The organism is Pseudomonas sp. AB39(2026), assembly GCF_059831485.1.
The window spans coordinates 4,080,698-4,098,257 of sequence record NZ_CP195212.1; the positions used below are offsets into that span (position 1 = coordinate 4,080,698).

General features: G+C 56.9%; 16 protein-coding genes. 13 read left to right on the forward strand and 3 right to left on the reverse strand.

Annotated features, from left to right (window positions below):
- Positions 1-5: 5 nt before the first annotated feature.
- Together ACSAMW_RS18730 and ACSAMW_RS18735 are read left to right on the forward strand one after the other, a co-directional pair.
- Entirely contained in the window at positions 6-1,169 is a 1,164-nt protein-coding gene (locus ACSAMW_RS18730) for an ABC transporter ATP-binding protein (RefSeq protein WP_500591561.1), read from the forward strand.
- Between the two features lie 140 nt (positions 1,170-1,309).
- Positions 1,310-2,599, forward strand: coding sequence for a carbohydrate porin (locus ACSAMW_RS18735; RefSeq protein ID WP_420708438.1), 1,290 nt, complete (start codon positions 1,310-1,312; stop codon positions 2,597-2,599).
- Between the two features lie 47 nt (positions 2,600-2,646).
- On the opposite strand, the gene ACSAMW_RS18740 is transcribed toward ACSAMW_RS18735, so the two are convergent.
- A complete protein-coding gene (locus ACSAMW_RS18740; RefSeq protein ID WP_500594076.1) occupies positions 2,647-3,501 on the reverse strand; it encodes a MurR/RpiR family transcriptional regulator in 855 nt (284 codons plus the stop codon).
- A 233-nt stretch (positions 3,502-3,734) separates the two neighbouring features.
- Between ACSAMW_RS18740 and zwf the strand changes: the two genes are divergently transcribed.
- Both zwf and ACSAMW_RS18750 read left to right on the forward strand, forming a co-directional pair.
- Positions 3,735-5,195, forward strand: coding sequence for a glucose-6-phosphate dehydrogenase (zwf, locus tag ACSAMW_RS18745; protein WP_500591562.1), 1,461 nt, complete (start codon positions 3,735-3,737; stop codon positions 5,193-5,195).
- An 88-nt stretch (positions 5,196-5,283) separates the two neighbouring features.
- Complete coding sequence (locus ACSAMW_RS18750) at positions 5,284-5,943, forward strand: bifunctional 4-hydroxy-2-oxoglutarate aldolase/2-dehydro-3-deoxy-phosphogluconate aldolase (protein WP_500591563.1); 660 nt, start codon at positions 5,284-5,286, stop codon at positions 5,941-5,943.
- A gap of 51 nt (positions 5,944-5,994) precedes the next feature.
- On the opposite strand, the gene ACSAMW_RS18755 is transcribed toward ACSAMW_RS18750, so the two are convergent.
- Positions 5,995-6,222 (reverse strand): DUF3820 family protein, encoded by a 228-nt coding sequence (locus ACSAMW_RS18755; RefSeq protein WP_500591564.1) that lies wholly within the window; start codon positions 6,220-6,222, stop codon positions 5,995-5,997.
- A gap of 205 nt (positions 6,223-6,427) precedes the next feature.
- Here ACSAMW_RS18755 and ACSAMW_RS18760 point away from each other — a divergent pair, with 205 nt between their 5' ends.
- A complete protein-coding gene (locus ACSAMW_RS18760) occupies positions 6,428-6,883 on the forward strand; it encodes a PA2169 family four-helix-bundle protein (protein WP_500591565.1) in 456 nt (151 codons plus the stop codon).
- Between the two features lie 849 nt (positions 6,884-7,732).
- On the opposite strand, the gene ACSAMW_RS18765 is transcribed toward ACSAMW_RS18760, so the two are convergent.
- Entirely contained in the window at positions 7,733-8,632 is a 900-nt protein-coding gene (locus ACSAMW_RS18765; protein ID WP_500591566.1) for a chemotaxis protein, read from the reverse strand.
- A 237-nt stretch (positions 8,633-8,869) separates the two neighbouring features.
- Here ACSAMW_RS18765 and ACSAMW_RS18770 point away from each other — a divergent pair, with 237 nt between their 5' ends.
- The 8 genes from ACSAMW_RS18770 (at position 8,870) to cfa (ending at position 17,556) form a co-directional block, all read left to right on the forward strand.
- Positions 8,870-9,376: a disulfide bond formation protein B gene (locus ACSAMW_RS18770; protein WP_500591567.1), complete on the forward strand. Its 507-nt coding sequence runs from the start codon at positions 8,870-8,872 to the stop codon at positions 9,374-9,376.
- A 540-nt stretch (positions 9,377-9,916) separates the two neighbouring features.
- Entirely contained in the window at positions 9,917-10,852 is a 936-nt protein-coding gene (gene cyoA / locus ACSAMW_RS18775; RefSeq protein WP_500591568.1) for a ubiquinol oxidase subunit II, read from the forward strand.
- 3 nt (positions 10,853-10,855) lie between these two features.
- Positions 10,856-12,880, forward strand: a complete 2,025-nt coding sequence (gene cyoB, locus ACSAMW_RS18780) for a cytochrome o ubiquinol oxidase subunit I (RefSeq protein ID WP_500591569.1) — start codon at positions 10,856-10,858, stop codon at positions 12,878-12,880.
- Between the two features lie 3 nt (positions 12,881-12,883).
- A complete protein-coding gene (locus ACSAMW_RS18785) occupies positions 12,884-13,507 on the forward strand; it encodes a cytochrome o ubiquinol oxidase subunit III (RefSeq protein WP_168082337.1) in 624 nt (207 codons plus the stop codon).
- Complete coding sequence (gene cyoD, locus ACSAMW_RS18790) at positions 13,507-13,836, forward strand: cytochrome o ubiquinol oxidase subunit IV (RefSeq protein ID WP_168082336.1); 330 nt, start codon at positions 13,507-13,509, stop codon at positions 13,834-13,836. Before ACSAMW_RS18785 ends, cyoD begins: the two co-directional genes overlap by 1 nt.
- Before the next feature lie 10 nt (positions 13,837-13,846).
- Positions 13,847-14,737 carry a heme o synthase gene (gene cyoE, locus ACSAMW_RS18795; protein ID WP_500591570.1) on the forward strand — a complete coding sequence of 297 codons (891 nt, stop codon included), beginning with the start codon at positions 13,847-13,849 and terminating at the stop codon, positions 14,735-14,737.
- Between the two features lie 155 nt (positions 14,738-14,892).
- Entirely contained in the window at positions 14,893-16,125 is a 1,233-nt protein-coding gene (gene alaC / locus ACSAMW_RS18800) for an alanine transaminase (RefSeq protein WP_500591571.1), read from the forward strand.
- 270 nt (positions 16,126-16,395) lie between these two features.
- Positions 16,396-17,556 carry a cyclopropane fatty acyl phospholipid synthase gene (gene cfa, locus ACSAMW_RS18805; RefSeq protein WP_500591572.1) on the forward strand — a complete coding sequence of 387 codons (1,161 nt, stop codon included), beginning with the start codon at positions 16,396-16,398 and terminating at the stop codon, positions 17,554-17,556.
- Positions 17,557-17,560: the final 4 nt, after the last annotated feature.

Below are 17,560 nucleotides of genomic sequence, written 5' to 3' on the forward strand. Positions count from 1 at the left end.
GGCAAATGGCAGCGCTCGAACTGCGTAACGTGATCAAAACCTACGGCACTGGTTTGCCGGACACCCTCAAGAACATCCAGCTGCAGATTGACGCTGGGGAGTTTCTGATTCTTGTAGGCCCGTCAGGTTGTGGCAAATCTACCCTCATGAACTGCATTGCGGGCCTGGAGAACATCACAGGCGGCGCAATCATGCTCGATGGGGTCGACATCAGCGGCATGAGCCCGAAAGACCGGGACATTGCCATGGTGTTCCAGTCCTATGCGCTATACCCCACCATGACTGTGCGGGAAAACATTGCCTTTGGGCTGAAAATCCGCAAAATGCCTACCGCCGAGATCGATCAGGAAGTCGCGCGCGTGGCCAAGCTACTGCAGATTGAACATTTGCTTTCACGCAAGCCAGGCCAATTGTCAGGCGGCCAGCAACAGCGGGTTGCTATGGGCCGAGCCCTGGCAAGACGGCCAAAGATCTACCTGTTCGATGAGCCGCTGTCGAACCTGGACGCCAAGTTGCGGGTGGAGATGCGCACTGAAATCAAGCTGATGCACCAACGTTTGCGCACCACTACCGTGTACGTGACCCATGACCAGATCGAAGCCATGACACTGGGTGACAAGGTGGCCGTGATGAAGGACGGGATCATCCAGCAGTTCGGTACGCCCAAGGACATCTACAACAATCCGGCCAACCTGTTCGTTGCCAGCTTTATCGGTTCTCCCCCTATGAACTTTATTCCGCTACGCTTGCAGCGCAGGGATACAGGTTTGGTGGCAGTGCTGGACAGCGGGCAGGCGCGTTGCGAATTGCCACTTGGCGTGCATACCGCTGGCCTCGAAGACCGTGACGTGATCCTGGGCGTACGCCCTGAACAGCTGGTGGTAGCCAGGGAAGCCGGCAGTGCCTTGCCTGGCCTGCGCGCAGAGGTTCAGGTGACCGAGCCCACCGGCCCGGACACCTTGGTGTTCGTGACCTTGAACGACACCAAGGTGTGTTGCCGCGTGGCACCAGACGACGCCCCCGTGGTAGGCGAAACACTTGATGTACGTTTCGACCCAAGCAAGGTGCTGTTGTTCGACGCCGTTACGGGTGAACGGCTTGGTGTGACGGAGGCTGCTGCCATACAGCCGTCAGATGACAACGTGGCCCGGTTCGCCGGCCGCCATTAAGAGCGTGCCAACACACAAAGGCACACAACAGAGCGTTTTAATAACAATAAAACAACGAGGGTAGCCAGGGAATGAAGAAGCAAATTACCACTAAAAAAAGGACCTTCCGGCTGGCACGCCAGCTGTCGGTGCTCGGCGCCATGGGGCTGGCTACAACGGCCTATGCCGCCAAGCCCTACGATGCCTCCCAATACGGCACCGGCGACTGGGGCGGGTTGCGCCATGAGCTGTACGACAAAGGCTATGACTTCACCCTCGAATACGTCGGTGAAGCGGCCACCAACCTCAATGGTGGCTACAACGACGACCGTACTGCCCGTTATTCCGACCAGTTCGCCCTAGGCGTGCAGCTGGACCTGGAAAAGCTGTTCGGCTGGCATGGTGCGGAGTTCAAGCTGGCGGTCACCGAGCGTAGTGGTCGCAACATCAGCAATGACCGCATTGGCGACCCTCGTGCCGGCACCCTCAGCTCTTCCCAGGAAGTCTGGGGCCGCGGCCAAACCTGGCGGCTCACCCAGATGTGGGTCAAGCAGACCTTCCTGGACGACAAGCTAGATGTGAAGTTCGGCCGCTTCGGCGAAGGCGAGGACTTCAACAGCTTCCCATGCGATTTCCAGAACCTGGCGTTCTGCGGTTCTCAAGTGGGTAACTGGATTGGCGACATCTGGTACAACTGGCCTGTGTCTCAATGGGCACTGCGCGTGAAGTACAACATCACGCCAGAGTTCTACGCACAAATCGGTGCGTATGAGCAGAACCCGTCCTACCTGGAAACAGGTAATGCCTGGAAGCTCAGTGGCAGCGGTACCAAAGGCGCCATCATCCCAGTGGAAGTGGTGTGGTCACCCTCGGTCAATGGCCTGCCAGGCGAGTACCGTGCCGGTTACTACTACAGCACAGCCAAAGCCAACGACGTGTCCGAAGGCGAAGACGGCCAACTGCAAGCCGCCAGCGGGGGCGATTTCCGCCGCCATGGCAGCAAGCACGGTGCCTGGATCGTGGCCCAGCAGCAGTTGACCAGCCACAATGGTGACCCAAGCCGTGGCCTGAGCATCTTTGCCAACGCCACCGTGCATGACAAAGCTACCACCGTGGTCGACAACTACCAGCAAGTTGGCTTTGTGTATAAGGGCTTGTTCGATGGCCGCCCTAAAGACGACATCGGTGTAGGCCTGGCGCGTATCCATGTTAACGATGACGTCTCGGACAATGCCCGCCTCGCCAATGCCCTGAACGGCATCGACGACTACGACAATCCAACGTTCGTTCCAATCCGCAGCAGCGAGTACGACGCGGAAATCTACTACGGCTTCCACGTCACCAACTGGCTCACCGTGCGCCCCAACCTGCAGTACATCAAGCGCCCAGGTGGCGTGGACGATGTGGACAACGCCCTGGTTGCCGGTTTGAAAGTGCAGTCCAAGTTCTAACCCTGTAGCACGCTGTCGCCTTCAGGCGACAGCACAGCCGGCTGCTATCAGCCCTCTTCTAGGGGGTAGCGGCTGGCGTTCAGGCTTTCCTTGATCTTGCGCAAATGTGGCTGGAAATCCGAGCCACGGCGCAGGGTCATGCCTGTAGCCAGCACATCCAGCACCGTCAATTGAATAATGCGCGAGGTCATGGGCATGTAGATGTCCGTGTCTTCAGGCAATGGGATGTTCAGGCTGAGGCTGCTGGCCTGCGCTAGCGGCGAACCTGCCGAGGTCAGGCCCAGTACCGACGCGCCATTCTCCCTGGCAATACGCGCCACCTCTACCAGTTCGCGAGTGCGCCCGGTGTAGGAAATGATCACAAAGAGCTCTCCCGTGTGCGCCACCGAAGCCAGCATGCGTTGCATCAATACGTCTGCATGGGCGGAGACCGGCAAGTTGAAGCGGAAAAACTTGTGCTGAGCGTCTACGGCCACAGGGGCGGAAGCACCCAGCCCGAAGAAATGGATCTGCCGGGCCTGGATCATCATGTCCACTGCTCGGCTGATCAGTTGTGGGTCCAATTGCTGATAAACGCTGTCCAGCGACGCAATGGCGCTGGAAAAAATCTTTTGTGTATAGGCGGCAGGGTCATCGTCTGGCGCTACGGCACGGCTCACATAAGCAGCGCCGCTGGCCAGGCTTTGGGCCAGTTGAAGTTTCAGTTCAGGGTAGCCGCTGACCTCGAAGGACCGGCAGAATCGGTTTACCGTAGGCTCACTGACCTTGGCGGCCTGGGCAAGGGCGGCGATACTGAACCGGGTGGCCTGCTGGGGATTGCTTAGAATGACCTCGGCAACCTTGCGCTCAGCTTTGTTCAGGTCTTCAAGGCGACCCTGGATCTGCTCCAGTAGGTTGCGCACGCGATCCATGTACTCTCCTGTGAGCCACTGGCACTGCGGGGCACCGCGGGTCGTTTTCTCGCGCGGCGCCCTGTGCGGTGGGGGAAATGGGTGGTCTATCGTACTGATGGGGCCCGCCAATCACCAGTACAGATGCAGCAAGCACTGGGCTTGTTGTTTTATTACTACTTTTGGCTTGATTCACGGGCCTCAAACCCGTAATACTCGTCCAACTTGATAAAAGAACCCATATCATGCTGTCAATTTCCGAACCTTGCACCTTCGCTTTATTCGGCGCCCTCGGTGACCTGGCCCTGCGCAAGCTGTTTCCAGCGCTGTACCAGTTGGAACGGGCAGGCCTGCTCCACCCCGAGACTCGGTTGTTCGCCCTCGCTCGTGAGCCAGGTGACACCGCTACGCACCTGGCAAGAATTGACGAGCAGCTGCATGAGTTTGTACCCGCAGCAGAATTGGACGACGACCACCTGGCACGTTTCAAGGCCCGCCTTGAATACCTGCACGTCGACTTTCTGCTTGCCGAGGACTATGCCGTCCTGGCCGAGCGCATTGGCCCGGCCCAAGTCATCGCCTACTTCGCTACACCCGCCGCAGTGTACGGCGCGATTTGCGAAAACCTCGCCAAGGCCGGCCTGGCGGAGCGCACCCGGGTGGTGCTGGAAAAGCCCATCGGCCATGACCTTGAATCTTCACGCCGCGTAAATGACGCGGTGGCGCATTACTTCCCGGAAAACCGGGTGTACCGTATCGACCATTACCTGGGCAAGGAAACGGTTCAGAACCTGATTGCCCTGCGCTTTGCCAACAGCCTGTTCGAGACCCAGTGGAACCAGAACTACATCTCTCACGTAGAGATCACCGTTGCCGAGAAAGTCGGCATCGAAGGGCGCTGGGGCTATTTTGACAAGGCAGGCCAACTGCGCGACATGGTGCAGAACCACCTGCTTCAGTTGCTGTGTCTGATCGCAATGGACCCTCCCGCAGACCTCTCGGCAGACGCTATTCGAGACGAGAAAGTGAAAGTGCTCAAAGCGCTCGCGCCTATCACAGGCGAGGGGTTGAGTACCCATGTGGTTCGTGGGCAATACATTGCCGGCTACAGCGAAGGCCGTGGCGTGCCAGGGTACCTGGAGGAGGAAAACTCCAACACCCAGAGCGACACTGAAACCTTTGTGGCCCTGCGTGCAGATATCCGTAACTGGCGCTGGGCGGGCGTTCCCTTCTACCTGCGCACGGGCAAGCGCATGCCCCAGAAGCTGTCCCAGATCGTCATCCACTTCAAAGAGCCGCCGCACTACATCTTTGCACCCGAGCAGCGGCTTCAGATCAGCAACAAGCTGATCATCCGCCTGCAACCGGACGAAAGCATCTCACTGCGTGTGATGACCAAGGAGCAGGGCCTGGACAAAGGCATGCACCTCAAGAGCGGCCCGCTGCAGCTCAACCTGTCGGACAGCCGCAGCTCGCGTATTCCTGACGCGTACGAGCGGCTGTTGCTTGAAGTGATGCAGGGTAACCAGAACCTGTTCGTGCGCAAGGACGAAATCGAGTACGCATGGCGCTGGTGCGACCAGTTGATTGCTGGCTGGAAGCGTTCTGGTGATGCACCCAAACCTTACGCTGCAGGTTCCTGGGGGCCAATGAGCTCCATTGCCTTGATTACCCGCGATGGGCGGTCCTGGTATGGCGATATTTGAAACCGGCCAGTAGCCCAGCGCTGGCTTCGCTTCTCTCAACCACCCTGCCGGGCACGAACCGGCGCCCCTGAGCCAAGGATCAGCCGTTATGACGCCTGAACAACAAGCCCGCATGGCGGACAAGGTCACATTGATCGACGAGATCGCACAGCGCGCGCGCGTGCTCCCAGTGATCGTGATCAACGACGAACGCGAAATTCTGCCGATGGCCGATGCCCTGGCCGCCGGTGGGCTTACGTGCCTTGAGGTGACACTGCGGTCCAAGTTTGGGCTGAAGGCTATCGAGTTGTTGCGTCAACAGCGGCCGAACTTGACGGTAGGGGCGGGCACGGTACTGGATCGCCATATGTTTGCAGCTGTGGAGGCGGCGGGTGCCCAGTTCGTGGTGACGCCGGGTGCGACTCAGGACATGCTCGAAGCGGGCGTTGAAAGCGCGCTTCCACTGTTGCCAGGCATTGCCACGGCGTCAGAGATCATGATGGGCTACGCACTTGGCTACCGCCGTTTCAAGCTGTTCCCCGCTGAAATCTGCGGGGGCGCGGCGGCCATCCAAGCGTTCGGCGGGCCCTTCGGTGACGTACGTTTCTGCCCAACCGGCGGTGTAAACGTAGGCAACTTGAAAGCCTATATGAGCCTGCCCAACGTGATGTGCGTAGGGGGCACCTGGATGTTGGACAAAGCCTGGATCAAAGCAGGGGAGTGGGACAAGGTCGAACAAAGCAGCCGTGAGGCCGTCGAGCTGTTCTAGCCGTACAAGCAGGGCAGGGTTCAGGGGTGCGCTTGGTCAGCGCACCCTTTTTCATTTTTCGGCCTGATGTTTTTTCTGCAAGGGCGCCAGCAAATCATTCAGCCCGTTGTGATCGATTTCGTGCATCAGCGCGATCAAAGCTCCCAGTTCGCCATGGGGGAACCCCTGACGCGCGAACCACCCCAGATAGTTTCCAGGCAGGTCGGCCAACACGCGGCCTTTGTATTTACCGTAGGGCATGCGGGTCGTTACAAGCAGTTCGAGTTTCTGAAAATCCATGGGCGTGTGGCCGGGCTCGTTCAAATGGCGTGATCAAAGCGTGCAATTTGCAATGCCAAGCGAACACTGCCTTGCATTCCGAATGATGGCGAAGGGTTTCTCTTGGCGTTAACTGTTTGAAAATAATGGGGTTTCATAATAATTGCCAGTTGGCATGGACCCTGCTCTTGTCAATACAACGACTAAATATTCAGGAGAAGGGCAAATGACCAAGTCTGGCAATGATGTGGTATCGGTGCTCAACCACTTGATCGAAACCTGCAAAGACGGCCAAGAAGGTTTCAAGGCATGTGCCGATGACGTGAAGAACCCTGAGCTTAAGGCACTGTTCCTCAAACATGCTCAAGAGTGTGGTGCGGCTGCTGGCGAACTGCAAGCAGAAGTCACTCAGTTGGGTGGCAGCCCGGAAGACTCCACTAGCTTTAGCGCTGACCTGCACCGCCGTTGGGTGGACCTCAAATCGTTGATTACGGGCAAAAGCGAAGAAGCTGTGCTCAACGAAGCCGAGCGCGGTGAAGACGTGGCCAAGAAAGCCTACTCAGAAGCACTTCAAGAACCGCTACCTGCGCACATCTACGCGTTGATAGAACGCCAGTTCCACGGCGTACAGCGCAATCATGACCAGATTAAAGCGCTTCGCAATATCGCTCGCGCCAGCTGATTTCATCTCCGTTATCCCCTGTTGTAAATCCCTCTTACGCCGGTGCTGCCGGCGTTTTTTTTGGGAATGCAATGCCCTCCCAGCATGGCACACGTGGTTGCGACCTTCCCTCTTGGCCTGATACAGCGCTGCATCCCACAGAATATCGCAACGTACAGGGGCAGAGACGGCACGGCCAAAGAGCAGTTGACGTTTAAGCGAGGCCGGTACCTTTACCAGCTCCGGGTTTTGAGAAGCGTCTACCACACCTTGCAATGGAAGGTTGTACAGGGCCACTTTACGTTGAGCATCACCTTCGATCAGTTGGGCGACTGTTTTACTGACGACTGCTTCCTGCCATGGGAAAGCGCTCGGCAGTCATGGCCAAGCAGACGCGAGACACTGACGTGGCAATGGCTCTGGGATAAGGCAAAACTAGTCTAGGTACGCTGGAATCAGGTCACAAGGTATTCAGTGATGACTAGGTGCTACTATCTGGGTCACGTTAATTGCATTTCAACGCGAGCATTAGAGAAAACCTTCTGAAACAGAGTACTAAGGAATACTGCCTGTCTTGTACAAACCAGCAGCACCCAGGTACGTTTGAAAATAGTCCAGGCAATGGGCAGAAGGATATGGAAATACAGAACTTTCCCACAGAAGGCGCAGAATCAGCTGATAGATTTTTAGAGACTCTAACGCAGACACTACAGCACAACTGCTGAAAGAGTCTGCCATGCCTACCTCATGCTGCGTTGTACCTGGCCTGCTGCTGCTAGGCTTTACCACCGCCTTACGGCTACTGGTGCCTCAGGTTGCTCCTGGGTTCACAGGGTGGTTCGTCAACGTAGGAAGCCTCCTTATACAGCTTTAGCCTGAGAAAGGCGGGCGGGTCACGGCCCTCGCTGCTCGAATCAGGCATTCGGTCAGCTCCGGCGAGGAAAATTTGGTGAGCACGGCATCCGCGCCTGCTTCTTCGGCCCGCTTGCTGTTCATGGCACTGTCCAGGGAAGTATGAAGCAGAATGTACAAGCGGCTGAACGCCGTACTGTCCCGCAGCGTACGTGTCAGCGCGTACCCGTCCATTTCCGGCATTTCGATATCTGACACCACGATGTTGATTGCTGCCGCAGTACCTTGAAGCTCAACCAGTCGGGCCATGGCTTCCTTGGCGCTTCGGGCGGTGTGGCATCCTATGCCCAAGCTTCTCAGGGCAATGACCGACTGCTGCAGTGCCACCTGGCTGTCGTCCACCACAAGAATCCGTGCCTGCGCCAGCAGCTCGGCCTGCTCGGGGGTCAAGTCGCCCACAGGGGCTTCGCGCCGTGGAGGGGCGATACCGTGAATCACCTTCTCGATATCTAGCACTTGAACCAATACACCGTCTACTTGTGTCACTCCGGTGATAAAGGCCCGGCCCCCAGAGGCCGGGGGAGGGGGGCGTATGTCCGTAGAGCGGCAATGAATGATTCGGCTCACCGCCTGAACATGCAGGCCTTGCCGCGATCGACTTACATCCGTGACGATCAGGCATCCGCCGGAAGGGTCTGCCAATGGCTGTTCGCCGATTGCACGGCTAAGGTCAATAACCGACAGCGTAGCGCCCCGAAGCGTAGCGATGCCTCGAACATGAGGGTGAGCATCCGGAAGGCGGGTCAATGCAGGGCAAGGGATGATCTCACTCACTTTCAAGAGATTGATGGCCATCAACTTGCCGCTGCGCAAGGTGAACAGCAGAAGCGAGAGGGACTCAGTGGGTGCTTGGGACATAACTGCCTTCTGACTCGAGTGCGGTAAACCGCAGAACATATACACAGGGTATCGGCCAGATCTGCTGCAGCTTGAATGTGTTAAACCCTTGATCAGAGGGCGTCCGGCACCGCTGTAGCAATATTCGTACGCAGTTAACTGAGGTTTAATCGCTCGAACCTTTACTGTGCCTGGACCAACGATGCTATTTTATCGCCCCGCATTACTGTCGTCGCAGTGCGGCGCTAAAGGACGTTCATGAACCCTGACTATGCCTGGCTCGGCCGCGAGCGCCGTTTTCTCATGTTACTAGGCGTCATCTGCCTGGCCATCTTGGGCGGTGCTCTTTATATGCAGGTGGTGCTCGGAGAGGCGCCATGCCCTTTGTGCATCCTGCAGCGCTATGCGTTCCTGCTCATTGCGGTATTTGCCTTCATTGGCGCAGCAATTCCCGGCAAGCGTGGCGTTACAGCGTGCGAGGCCTTTGTAGTGGTGAGTGCGCTAGGCGGGCTAGTTGCAGCAGGCCGGCATGCCTGGGTATTGGCTCACCCCGAATCCAGTTGCGGGGTAGATGTGCTGCAGCCCATTGTAGATGGCCTGCCCCTGGCCAAGCTCCTGCCGTCGGTTTTTGAAGTGCAAGGTTTCTGCACAACACCTTATCCGCCTGTGCTGGGGCTTTCACTGGCACAGTGGGCACTGGTGGCCTTCGCCCTCACGGCAGTACTGGTGCCGCTAGGCATCTGGCGTAACCGGCGCGTGTCATGAATCGTGCCCGGCTTTGCAATTATGCAACAGTAACCCTATGCAATTCGGCCTAGGGGAAAGCTCTGAAAGGTCGATATTTCCTGGGTCGCCGCCGCTTCGCAAGCCATGCGACATCATGTCGCAGAGGGTTGAAAGTCAGCTGGATTGTTGCATAATTCGTAAGGTACTGTTGCTATATAAGTCATATTCATCATGGGGTTAGCTCACTACAATCGCGGCAATTTCCGCCAGGTAAGCCTCTCCAGGCCTTGAAAATCAAGGTATGCGCCTTTTTTTTCAATTCATTTGAGGCACCTGATGGTGTCCGGTTGTCTACCCTTACGGTGAGTGCCTCCAGTAATGGGGCGCATCCGGGCGACTTGCCTATAATCCGACGAGTCAAAGCAATTTGAGCACTGCACGACACTGGTTGCCTGATTCAGCAGTGGCTGGTTACCAGGCTTCCTCATGGTCGATATCGAAAAATGCTAACGCTTGGCAGGACAAAGTGTTGGCGATCACAACACACATTGCATTGAAGCAAGCTTTAGAGGTCGTGAGATGAGTAAAAAGCGTTACCCCAGACTGTTTGGCATATTGCCCTTTTTCGGCATGCTTTTTCTCAGTGGGTGCGACTGGACCCTGCTCAATCCCAAGGGGCAGGTGGGCATCGACGAGAGAAACCTGATTCTTCTCGCATTTGCATTGATGCTCACGGTGGTTATCCCGGTGATCGTCATGGCCTTGCTGTTCGCATGGCGGTACCGTGCGTCTAACCGCAACGCTACCTATGCGCCGGAATGGGCCCATTCCACGAAGATCGAAGCAGTCGTATGGGGTGTTCCTCTCATCATCATCGCCGTTCTGGGCTATGTGACGTACGTTTCCACTCACCATCTTGACCCGTACCGCCCACTGGATTCGGATGTGAAGCCTGTGCGCATCCAAGTCGTGGCACTGGATTGGAAGTGGCTGTTCATCTACCCAGACCAAGGCATCGCCACAGTCAACAAAATCGTATTCCCTGCACATACACCGGTTGCGTTCGAGATCACGTCAGATGCTGTGATGAACTCCTTCTTCATTCCTGCGCTGGGTGGTCAGATCTACGCCATGGCAGGCATGCAGACCAAGCTTCACCTGATTGCCAACCAGGAAGGTGATTTCCAGGGTATCTCGGCCAACTACAGTGGCGCGGGCTTCACTGGCATGAGCTTCCAGGCGCAAGCCACTACCCAGGCAGCGTTCGACAGCTGGGTAAACGAAGTAAAAAATTCACCGAAGAAACTTGATTCGGCCGAATACACCGCGCTGGCCAAACCAAGCGAGAAGAACCCTGTCGCGTTGTACGCTTCCGTGCCGCCAAACCTGTTCCATACCATCATCGACAAGTATGAAGGCATGGGCGCTGGCCACCACGGGATGCACGAGAAAGGTGTGCTTGGTCAGGAAGGTAAGGAAGTAAGTGAGAATTCAGCTGCTGGGGCAGAGGAGTAAGAGATGTTCGGTAAATTAACGCTGGAAGCGATACCCTTCCACGAGCCGATAGTGATGGTGACCCTCGCCGTCGTTGCCGTGCTCGGGGCGGGTGTGTTCGCGGCGATCACCTACCACAAGAAGTGGGGCTATCTCTGGAAAGAGTGGTTCACCTCTGTCGACCACAAGAAAATCGGTGTGATGTACATCGCCGTGGCCGTCATCATGCTGATCCGCGGCTTTGCCGACGCCATCATGATGCGTACACAACAGGCTATGGCTACGGGTGGGTCAACAGGCTACCTGCCACCTGAGCACTATGACCAGATCTTCACCGCTCACGGCACGATCATGATTATCTTCATGGCCATGCCTTTCATGATCGGCCTGATGAACATCGTGGTGCCCCTGCAGATCGGTGCTCGCGATGTCGCCTTCCCTTTCCTGAACTCGGTGAGCTTCTGGTTCTTCGTGGTAGGTGTACTGCTGGTTAACATCTCTCTGGGTGTGGGCGAGTTCGCCAAGACGGGCTGGGTTGCCTACCCGCCGTTGTCCGGGTTGCAGTATAGTCCGGGAGTAGGGGTGGACTACTACATCTGGGCCTTGCAGATATCCGGCCTGGGTACATTGCTGACCGGTGTGAACTTCATCGTGACCATTCTCAAGATGCGTGCCCCTGGCATGACCTTGATGAAAATGCCGGTGTTCACCTGGAACTGCCTGTGCACCGCTGTTCTGATCGCGGCCTCTTTCCCGATCCTGACCGCAACACTGTTCCTGCTCTCGCTTGACCGTTATCTGGGTATGCACTTCTTCACCAACGAGCTTGGTGGCAACCCGATGATGTACGTCAACCTGTTCTGGGCATGGGGCCACCCTGAAGTGTACATCCTGATCCTGCCGGCCTTCGGCGTGTTCTCGGAAGTCACCTCTACGTTCTCCAAAAAGCGCTTGTTCGGGTACGTGTCGCTGGTATGGGCGACCATCGCCATCACTGTGCTGTCGTTCATGGTGTGGTTGCACCACTTCTTCACCATGGGTGCAGGCGCCAACGTCAACGCCTTCTTCGGTATTGCCACTATGGTGATCGCGGTACCGACGGGTGTGAAGATCTTCACCTGGCTGTTCACCATGTTCCGCGGCCGCATCGAGTTCAAGACACCGATGCTATGGACGGTTGGCTTCATCGTGACCTTCAGTATCGGTGGTATGACCGGCGTACTGTTGGCAGTTCCAGGTGCGGACTTCGTGCTGCACAACAGCCTGTTCCTGATCGCGCACTTCCATAACGTGATCATCGGTGGTGCTGTATTCGGTTACCTGGCAGGCTTCACGTTCTGGTTCCCGAAAGCCTTTGGCTTCAAGCTCAACGAGCGCCTGGGCAAGTGTTCCTTCTGGTGCTGGCTGATCGGCTTCTATTTTGCCTTCATGCCGCTGTACGTGCTGGGCTTCATGGGCATGACCCGTCGCCTGAACCACACCGATAACCCGGAGTGGACCCCCTGGTTCTACGTGGCCATGGTCGGTGTACTGTTCGTTGCCGCTGGTATTGGCTTCCAGCTGCTGCAGATCTATGTCTCGATCCGTGACCGCAAGAAGAACATGGATGTGACCGGTGACCCATGGGATGGCCGTACCCTGGAATGGTCCACGTCCTCGCCACCACCGTTCTACAACTTCGCCGAAGTGCCAGTGGTTTCCGACCTGGATGCCTACTGGGGCATGAAGGAGCGTGCAGAAGCGACCGCTAACGCCGCTGACTACAAACAGATTCACATGCCGCGAAACACGGGCATGGGCGTAGTGATTGCGTTCTTCAGCCTAATCTTCGGGTTTGCCATGATCTGGCACATCTGGTGGGCTGTGGCCGTTGGTTTCGTAGGCATGATCGTGACCCTGATCGTGCGCAGCTATGACGACGACATTGACTACTACGTTCCAGCGGCAGAAGTCGCTCGTATCGAAGGTGAGCGCCAGCGAACACTGGCCAACTACCATGCCGGCGTGCCTAGCGGTACTCGTGTGAACTCCACGTTGGAGAAGGTTTGAATCATGGCTAATACCGTTCTGCACGGTGAAGTCGCCCATAGCCACGAGCATGGGCACGACGATCACCACGATGCCGGGGGCATGACTGTCTTCGGCTTCTGGATCTACCTGATGACGGACTGCATCCTGTTTGCGTCGATCTTCGCCGCATACGGGGTGCTGGCTGGCAACTTCGCCGGCGGCCCAAGCGGGCATGAGATCTTCGAACTGGACTACGTCCTGGTCGAAACCTTCCTGCTGCTGTTCAGCTCGATCACCTTCGGCTTTGCCATGCTGGCAATGCACAAGGGCAACAAGAGCGGCGTGATGACCTGGTTGTTCATCACCTTCCTGTTCGGCCTTGGTTTTATTGGCATGGAACTCAACGAGTTCCACAAGCTGATCTCTGAAGGCTACGGCCCGCAGCGCAGTGGCTTCCTGTCAGCGTTCTTCACGCTGGTGGGCACCCACGGCCTGCACGTGTCCAGCGGTCTGCTGTGGATGGCAGTGATGATGGCCCAGATCAGCAAGAACGGGCTTACCAGCACTAACCAGACGCGTATGAACTGCCTCAGCTTGTTCTGGCACTTCCTGGACGTGGTCTGGATCTGCGTATTCACCGTTGTCTACCTGATGGGGGCCTTGTAATGGCGAGCAACCATTCCGCCGGCGGCGCAAGTCACGGCAGCACCAAGTCGTATATGGTCGGCTTTATCCTGTCGGTGATTCTGACAGTGATTCCGTTTGGCCTGGTGATGTTCCAGTCGATGTCCAAGGCGGCCATTCTCACCATCGTGCTGGTATTCGCGGTGGTTCAGGTGCTGGTTCACCTAGTGTGCTTCCTGCACCTGGACCGCTCCTCCGAGCAGCGCTGGAATGTGATTGCGGGGATTTTCTCCTTCATCATCATTGCACTGCTGGTTGGCCTTTCGCTGTGGATCATGTTCAGCGTGCACCACTTCATGCTAGCGAAGTGAGGTAGCTTGCATGTCCGTTAAGCACTTTATCCAAATCACCAAACCGGGGATCATTTTCGGTAACGTGCTTTCGGTGGCAGGCGGCTTTTTCCTGGCTGCGCAAGGGCATATCGATCTCGGTCTGTTCCTTGCCACAGTGGTGGGTACATCGCTTGTAGTGGCGTCGGGTTGTGTATTCAACAACTGCATTGACCGCGACATCGATGTGAAGATGGAGCGCACCCGGAACCGCGCTATTGTCCAGGGTCTGATTTCGATCAAGTTGGCCCTGGTCTATGCGGCAGTCCTAGGGCTCCTGGGGTTTGGCCTGTTGTATAAAGTGGCCAACCCCCTGGCCGCCTTCTGTGGCTTGATCGGGTTTGCGATCTACGTAGGGCTGTACAGTCTCTACCTCAAGCGCAAATCGGTGCATGGCACGCTGGTGGGAAGTTTGTCAGGCGCAATGCCTCCGGTTATCGGCTACGTGGCCGTGACAGGGCGTTTCGACATAGCCGCGCTCACCTTGCTGGTGATGTTCAGCCTATGGCAAATGCCGCATTCCTATGCCATTGCAATCTTCCGGTTCAATGACTACAAGGCAGCCTCCATTCCGGTATTGCCGGTGGAGCGCGGTATCGCCGTCGCAAAACGCCACATCCTGTACTACATTCTGGCCTTTGTGCTGGCCACGTTGATGCTGACGCTTTGTGGCTACGCTGGCCTCAGCTACATGGCCGTTGCAGCGGCCATGGGTATGTACTGGCTTTACATGGCCTGGACGGGGTACAAAGCGGCGGATGATCGGGTATGGGCACGCAAGCTGTTCGTGTTTTCCATTTTCACCATCACGGCACTCAGTGTGATGATGTCGGTGGATTTCAAGGCCTCTGCGGGTTTCCTGCTGACATCGGCACTGCCGTAAGCCCTATCGATGTATGACAAAACCGGGCAATGCCCGGTTTTTTCATGGCTGCGTACTGGACAGCGCACGGTGGCTACCCTTATCTTCATTGCCAGCCATGCCATATGGCCACGTCGCTCGGACGGTTCCGGGCGCTTACGTACATCGAGGACAGCATGCCCGAACTCCGTTCGCCGCGCCGCTTTGCGCGCATAGATCGTCTCCCCCCCTACGTATTCAATATCACCGCAGACCTGAAAATGGCCGCCCGCCGTCGTGGTGAAGACATCATCGACCTGAGCATGGGTAACCCAGATGGCCCTACGCCTCCTCATATTGTCGAGAAGCTGGTCAGTGTGGCCCAACGTGAAGATACCCACGGGTATTCCACTTCAAGGGGTATTCCACGCCTGCGCCGCGCCATTTCACGGTGGTATGCGGACCGTTATCAGGTAGAGATAGATCCGGAAAACGAGGCCATTGTCACCATCGGCTCCAAGGAAGGCCTGGCACACCTGATGCTGGCAACCCTGGATCAGGGCGATACCGTGCTGGTACCCAACCCCAGCTACCCGATTCATATCTACGGCGCTGTCATTGCGGGTGCACAGGTACGCTCGGTACCACTGGTGCCCGGTGTAGATTTTTTCAATGAGCTGGAACGTGCCATTCGTGAGTCCATTCCCAAACCCAAGATGATGATCCTGGGCTTCCCGTCGAACCCCACGGCGCAATGCGTGGAGCTGGACTTTTTCGAACGCGTCGTAGCCTTGGCCAAGCGCTACGACGTGCTGGTGGTTCATGACCTTGCCTACGCGGACATCGTGTACGACGGCTGGAAAGCGCCCTCCATCATGCAAGTGCCTGGGGCCAAAGACATCGCTGTGGAGTTCTTTACGCTGTCCAAGAGCTATAACATGGCGGGCTGGCGTATTGGTTTCATGGTGGGTAACCCAGAACTGGTGTCGGCCTTGGCCCGGATCAAGAGCTACCACGATTACGGCACCTTTACCCCGCTGCAGGTGGCTGCCATTGCCGCCTTGGAGGGCGATCAGCAATGCGTTCGCGATATCGCCGAGCAATACCGGCAACGGCGCAATACCTTGGTAAAAGGCTTGCATGAAACCGGCTGGATGGTGGAAAACCCTAAAGCCTCCATGTATGTCTGGGCGAAGATCCCTGAGCCCTATGCTCACTTGGGCTCACTGGAGTTCGCTAAGAAGCTGCTTGCCGAAGCCAAGGTGTGTGTATCCCCAGGTGTTGGTTTCGGGGACTACGGTGATGACCATGTACGCTTCGCGCTGATCGAGAACAATGACCGTATACGCCAGGCCATACGCGGCATTCGTCATATGTTCCGGGCTGATGGGTTGTTGCCCGCTGCCAGCAGGCACTCGGCTGGTGTGTAACAGCACGCTATTGTTGCCAAGCAGGTAAGTCAGTTTCCTGCTGGGGGGTTGGACGCTGGTCCCCTGGCCGGCATACGCTTGCTACCACACGTATTCATTGCGCAAGCCTACCTAAGGGTGGGCCTGCTCTGGCCTCTGCCACTGCGTTTTGATTGCCGTAGCGCTGGAACTTCGTTGCCAGCCTGGGTCACTACACTGTAACGGTCGGGTCATTGCCTTCGTTTCCAAGTACCGCTTTGCCAGGTAAAACCTTTCGAAGAGGGGATTGCTATGCATACCAAGCTTTCCGGTTCAACGTCTGGCGCGCCTGTTGGCGCCAACGCCAGCTCGCTGAAGTTCGCCCAGCAGCTATTGGCCAGGGCTGGCATCGGCATGCACGGTGTACAGCCATGGGACATGACCCTCAATGACCCTGGCGTGCCTGCGCGCGCACTGGCCGAAGGCAACTTGGGGCTTGGGGAAGCGTATATGCGGGGAGAGTGGGATGCCGAGCGTCTCGACGAATTCTTCGCGCGCCTGCTGCGTGCCGGCGTAGCTGACCTGGTGAACCCCTCGGCACTAATGTTTCACGCGGTCAAGGCCAAGCTGATCAACTTACAGAACAAGGACCGTGCCTGGCAGGTGGGGGAGCAGCACTACGACTTGGGCAATGAGTTCTATGAAAGCATGCTCGATTCCCGCATGACCTATACCTGCGGTTATTGGAAGGACGCCAGCACGCTGGAGCAAGCCCAAGTTGCTAAGCTGGACCTGATCTGCCGCAAGCTAAAGCTGCAACCCGGGCAGCGTGTGTTGGACATCGGGTGTGGGTGGGGCAGCTTCATGGCCTATGCAGCTCAGCACTACGGCGTAACCTGTGTGGGCGTGACCATTTCCCGCGAGCAATGTGATTGGGCCAAGGCCCGCTATCCAGGCCTGCCACTGGACTTTCGCCTACAGGATTATCGGGATATCAATGAGCCGTTTGACCATATTGTCAGCATAGGCATGTTTGAGCACGTGGGCCGCAAGAACCATCGGCTATACATGGAAACGGTTCACCGCTGCCTTAAACAGGACGGGTTGTTTCTGCTCCACACCATTGGCAAGAACAAGCGCAACAGCACAACGGACCGCTGGATCGACAAGTACATTTTCCGCAACGGCGACCTTCCTTCCGTTGGACAGGTTGGGGATGCCATCGACGGGTTGTTCGTGGCCGAGGACATGCACAATTTCGGCGCCGATTACGACAAGACCTTGATGGCATGGTGTGAACGGTTCGAAGCGGCCTGGCCTCGCTTTGCCGACCACATGGGCGAGCCGTTCTTCCGGATGTGGCGTTATTATCTGTTGTCCTGCGCCGGGGCCTTCAGAGCCAGAGAGATTCAGCTGTGGCAGTGGGTGTTATCCAAGAAGGGCGTGCCCGGCGGTTACGCGCGCGTCAGTTAACCAT

What these genes read in the sequence shown, in the direction of transcription:
- ACSAMW_RS18755 (WP_500591564.1), bottom strand. Translation starts at nt 6,222, where the DNA reads ATGGATTTTCAGAAACTCGAACTGCTTGTAACGACCCGCATGCCCTAC.
- ACSAMW_RS18735 (WP_420708438.1), top strand. Translation starts at nt 1,310, where the DNA reads ATGGGGCTGGCTACAACGGCCTATGCCGCCAAGCCCTACGATGCCTCC.
- cyoB (WP_500591569.1), top strand. Translation starts at nt 10,856, where the DNA reads ATGTTCGGTAAATTAACGCTGGAAGCGATACCCTTCCACGAGCCGATA.
- cyoD (WP_168082336.1), top strand. Translation starts at nt 13,507, where the DNA reads ATGGCGAGCAACCATTCCGCCGGCGGCGCAAGTCACGGCAGCACCAAG.
- ACSAMW_RS18785 (WP_168082337.1), top strand. Translation starts at nt 12,884, where the DNA reads ATGGCTAATACCGTTCTGCACGGTGAAGTCGCCCATAGCCACGAGCAT.
- ACSAMW_RS18770 (WP_500591567.1), top strand. Translation starts at nt 8,870, where the DNA reads ATGAACCCTGACTATGCCTGGCTCGGCCGCGAGCGCCGTTTTCTCATG.
- cyoE (WP_500591570.1), top strand. Translation starts at nt 13,847, where the DNA reads ATGTCCGTTAAGCACTTTATCCAAATCACCAAACCGGGGATCATTTTC.
- ACSAMW_RS18765 (WP_500591566.1), bottom strand. Translation starts at nt 8,632, where the DNA reads ATGTCCCAAGCACCCACTGAGTCCCTCTCGCTTCTGCTGTTCACCTTG.
- ACSAMW_RS18730 (WP_500591561.1), top strand. Translation starts at nt 6, where the DNA reads ATGGCAGCGCTCGAACTGCGTAACGTGATCAAAACCTACGGCACTGGT.
- cfa (WP_500591572.1), top strand. Translation starts at nt 16,396, where the DNA reads ATGCATACCAAGCTTTCCGGTTCAACGTCTGGCGCGCCTGTTGGCGCC.
- ACSAMW_RS18760 (WP_500591565.1), top strand. Translation starts at nt 6,428, where the DNA reads ATGACCAAGTCTGGCAATGATGTGGTATCGGTGCTCAACCACTTGATC.
- cyoA (WP_500591568.1), top strand. Translation starts at nt 9,917, where the DNA reads ATGAGTAAAAAGCGTTACCCCAGACTGTTTGGCATATTGCCCTTTTTC.
- alaC (WP_500591571.1), top strand. Translation starts at nt 14,893, where the DNA reads ATGCCCGAACTCCGTTCGCCGCGCCGCTTTGCGCGCATAGATCGTCTC.
- zwf (WP_500591562.1), top strand. Translation starts at nt 3,735, where the DNA reads ATGCTGTCAATTTCCGAACCTTGCACCTTCGCTTTATTCGGCGCCCTC.
- ACSAMW_RS18750 (WP_500591563.1), top strand. Translation starts at nt 5,284, where the DNA reads ATGACGCCTGAACAACAAGCCCGCATGGCGGACAAGGTCACATTGATC.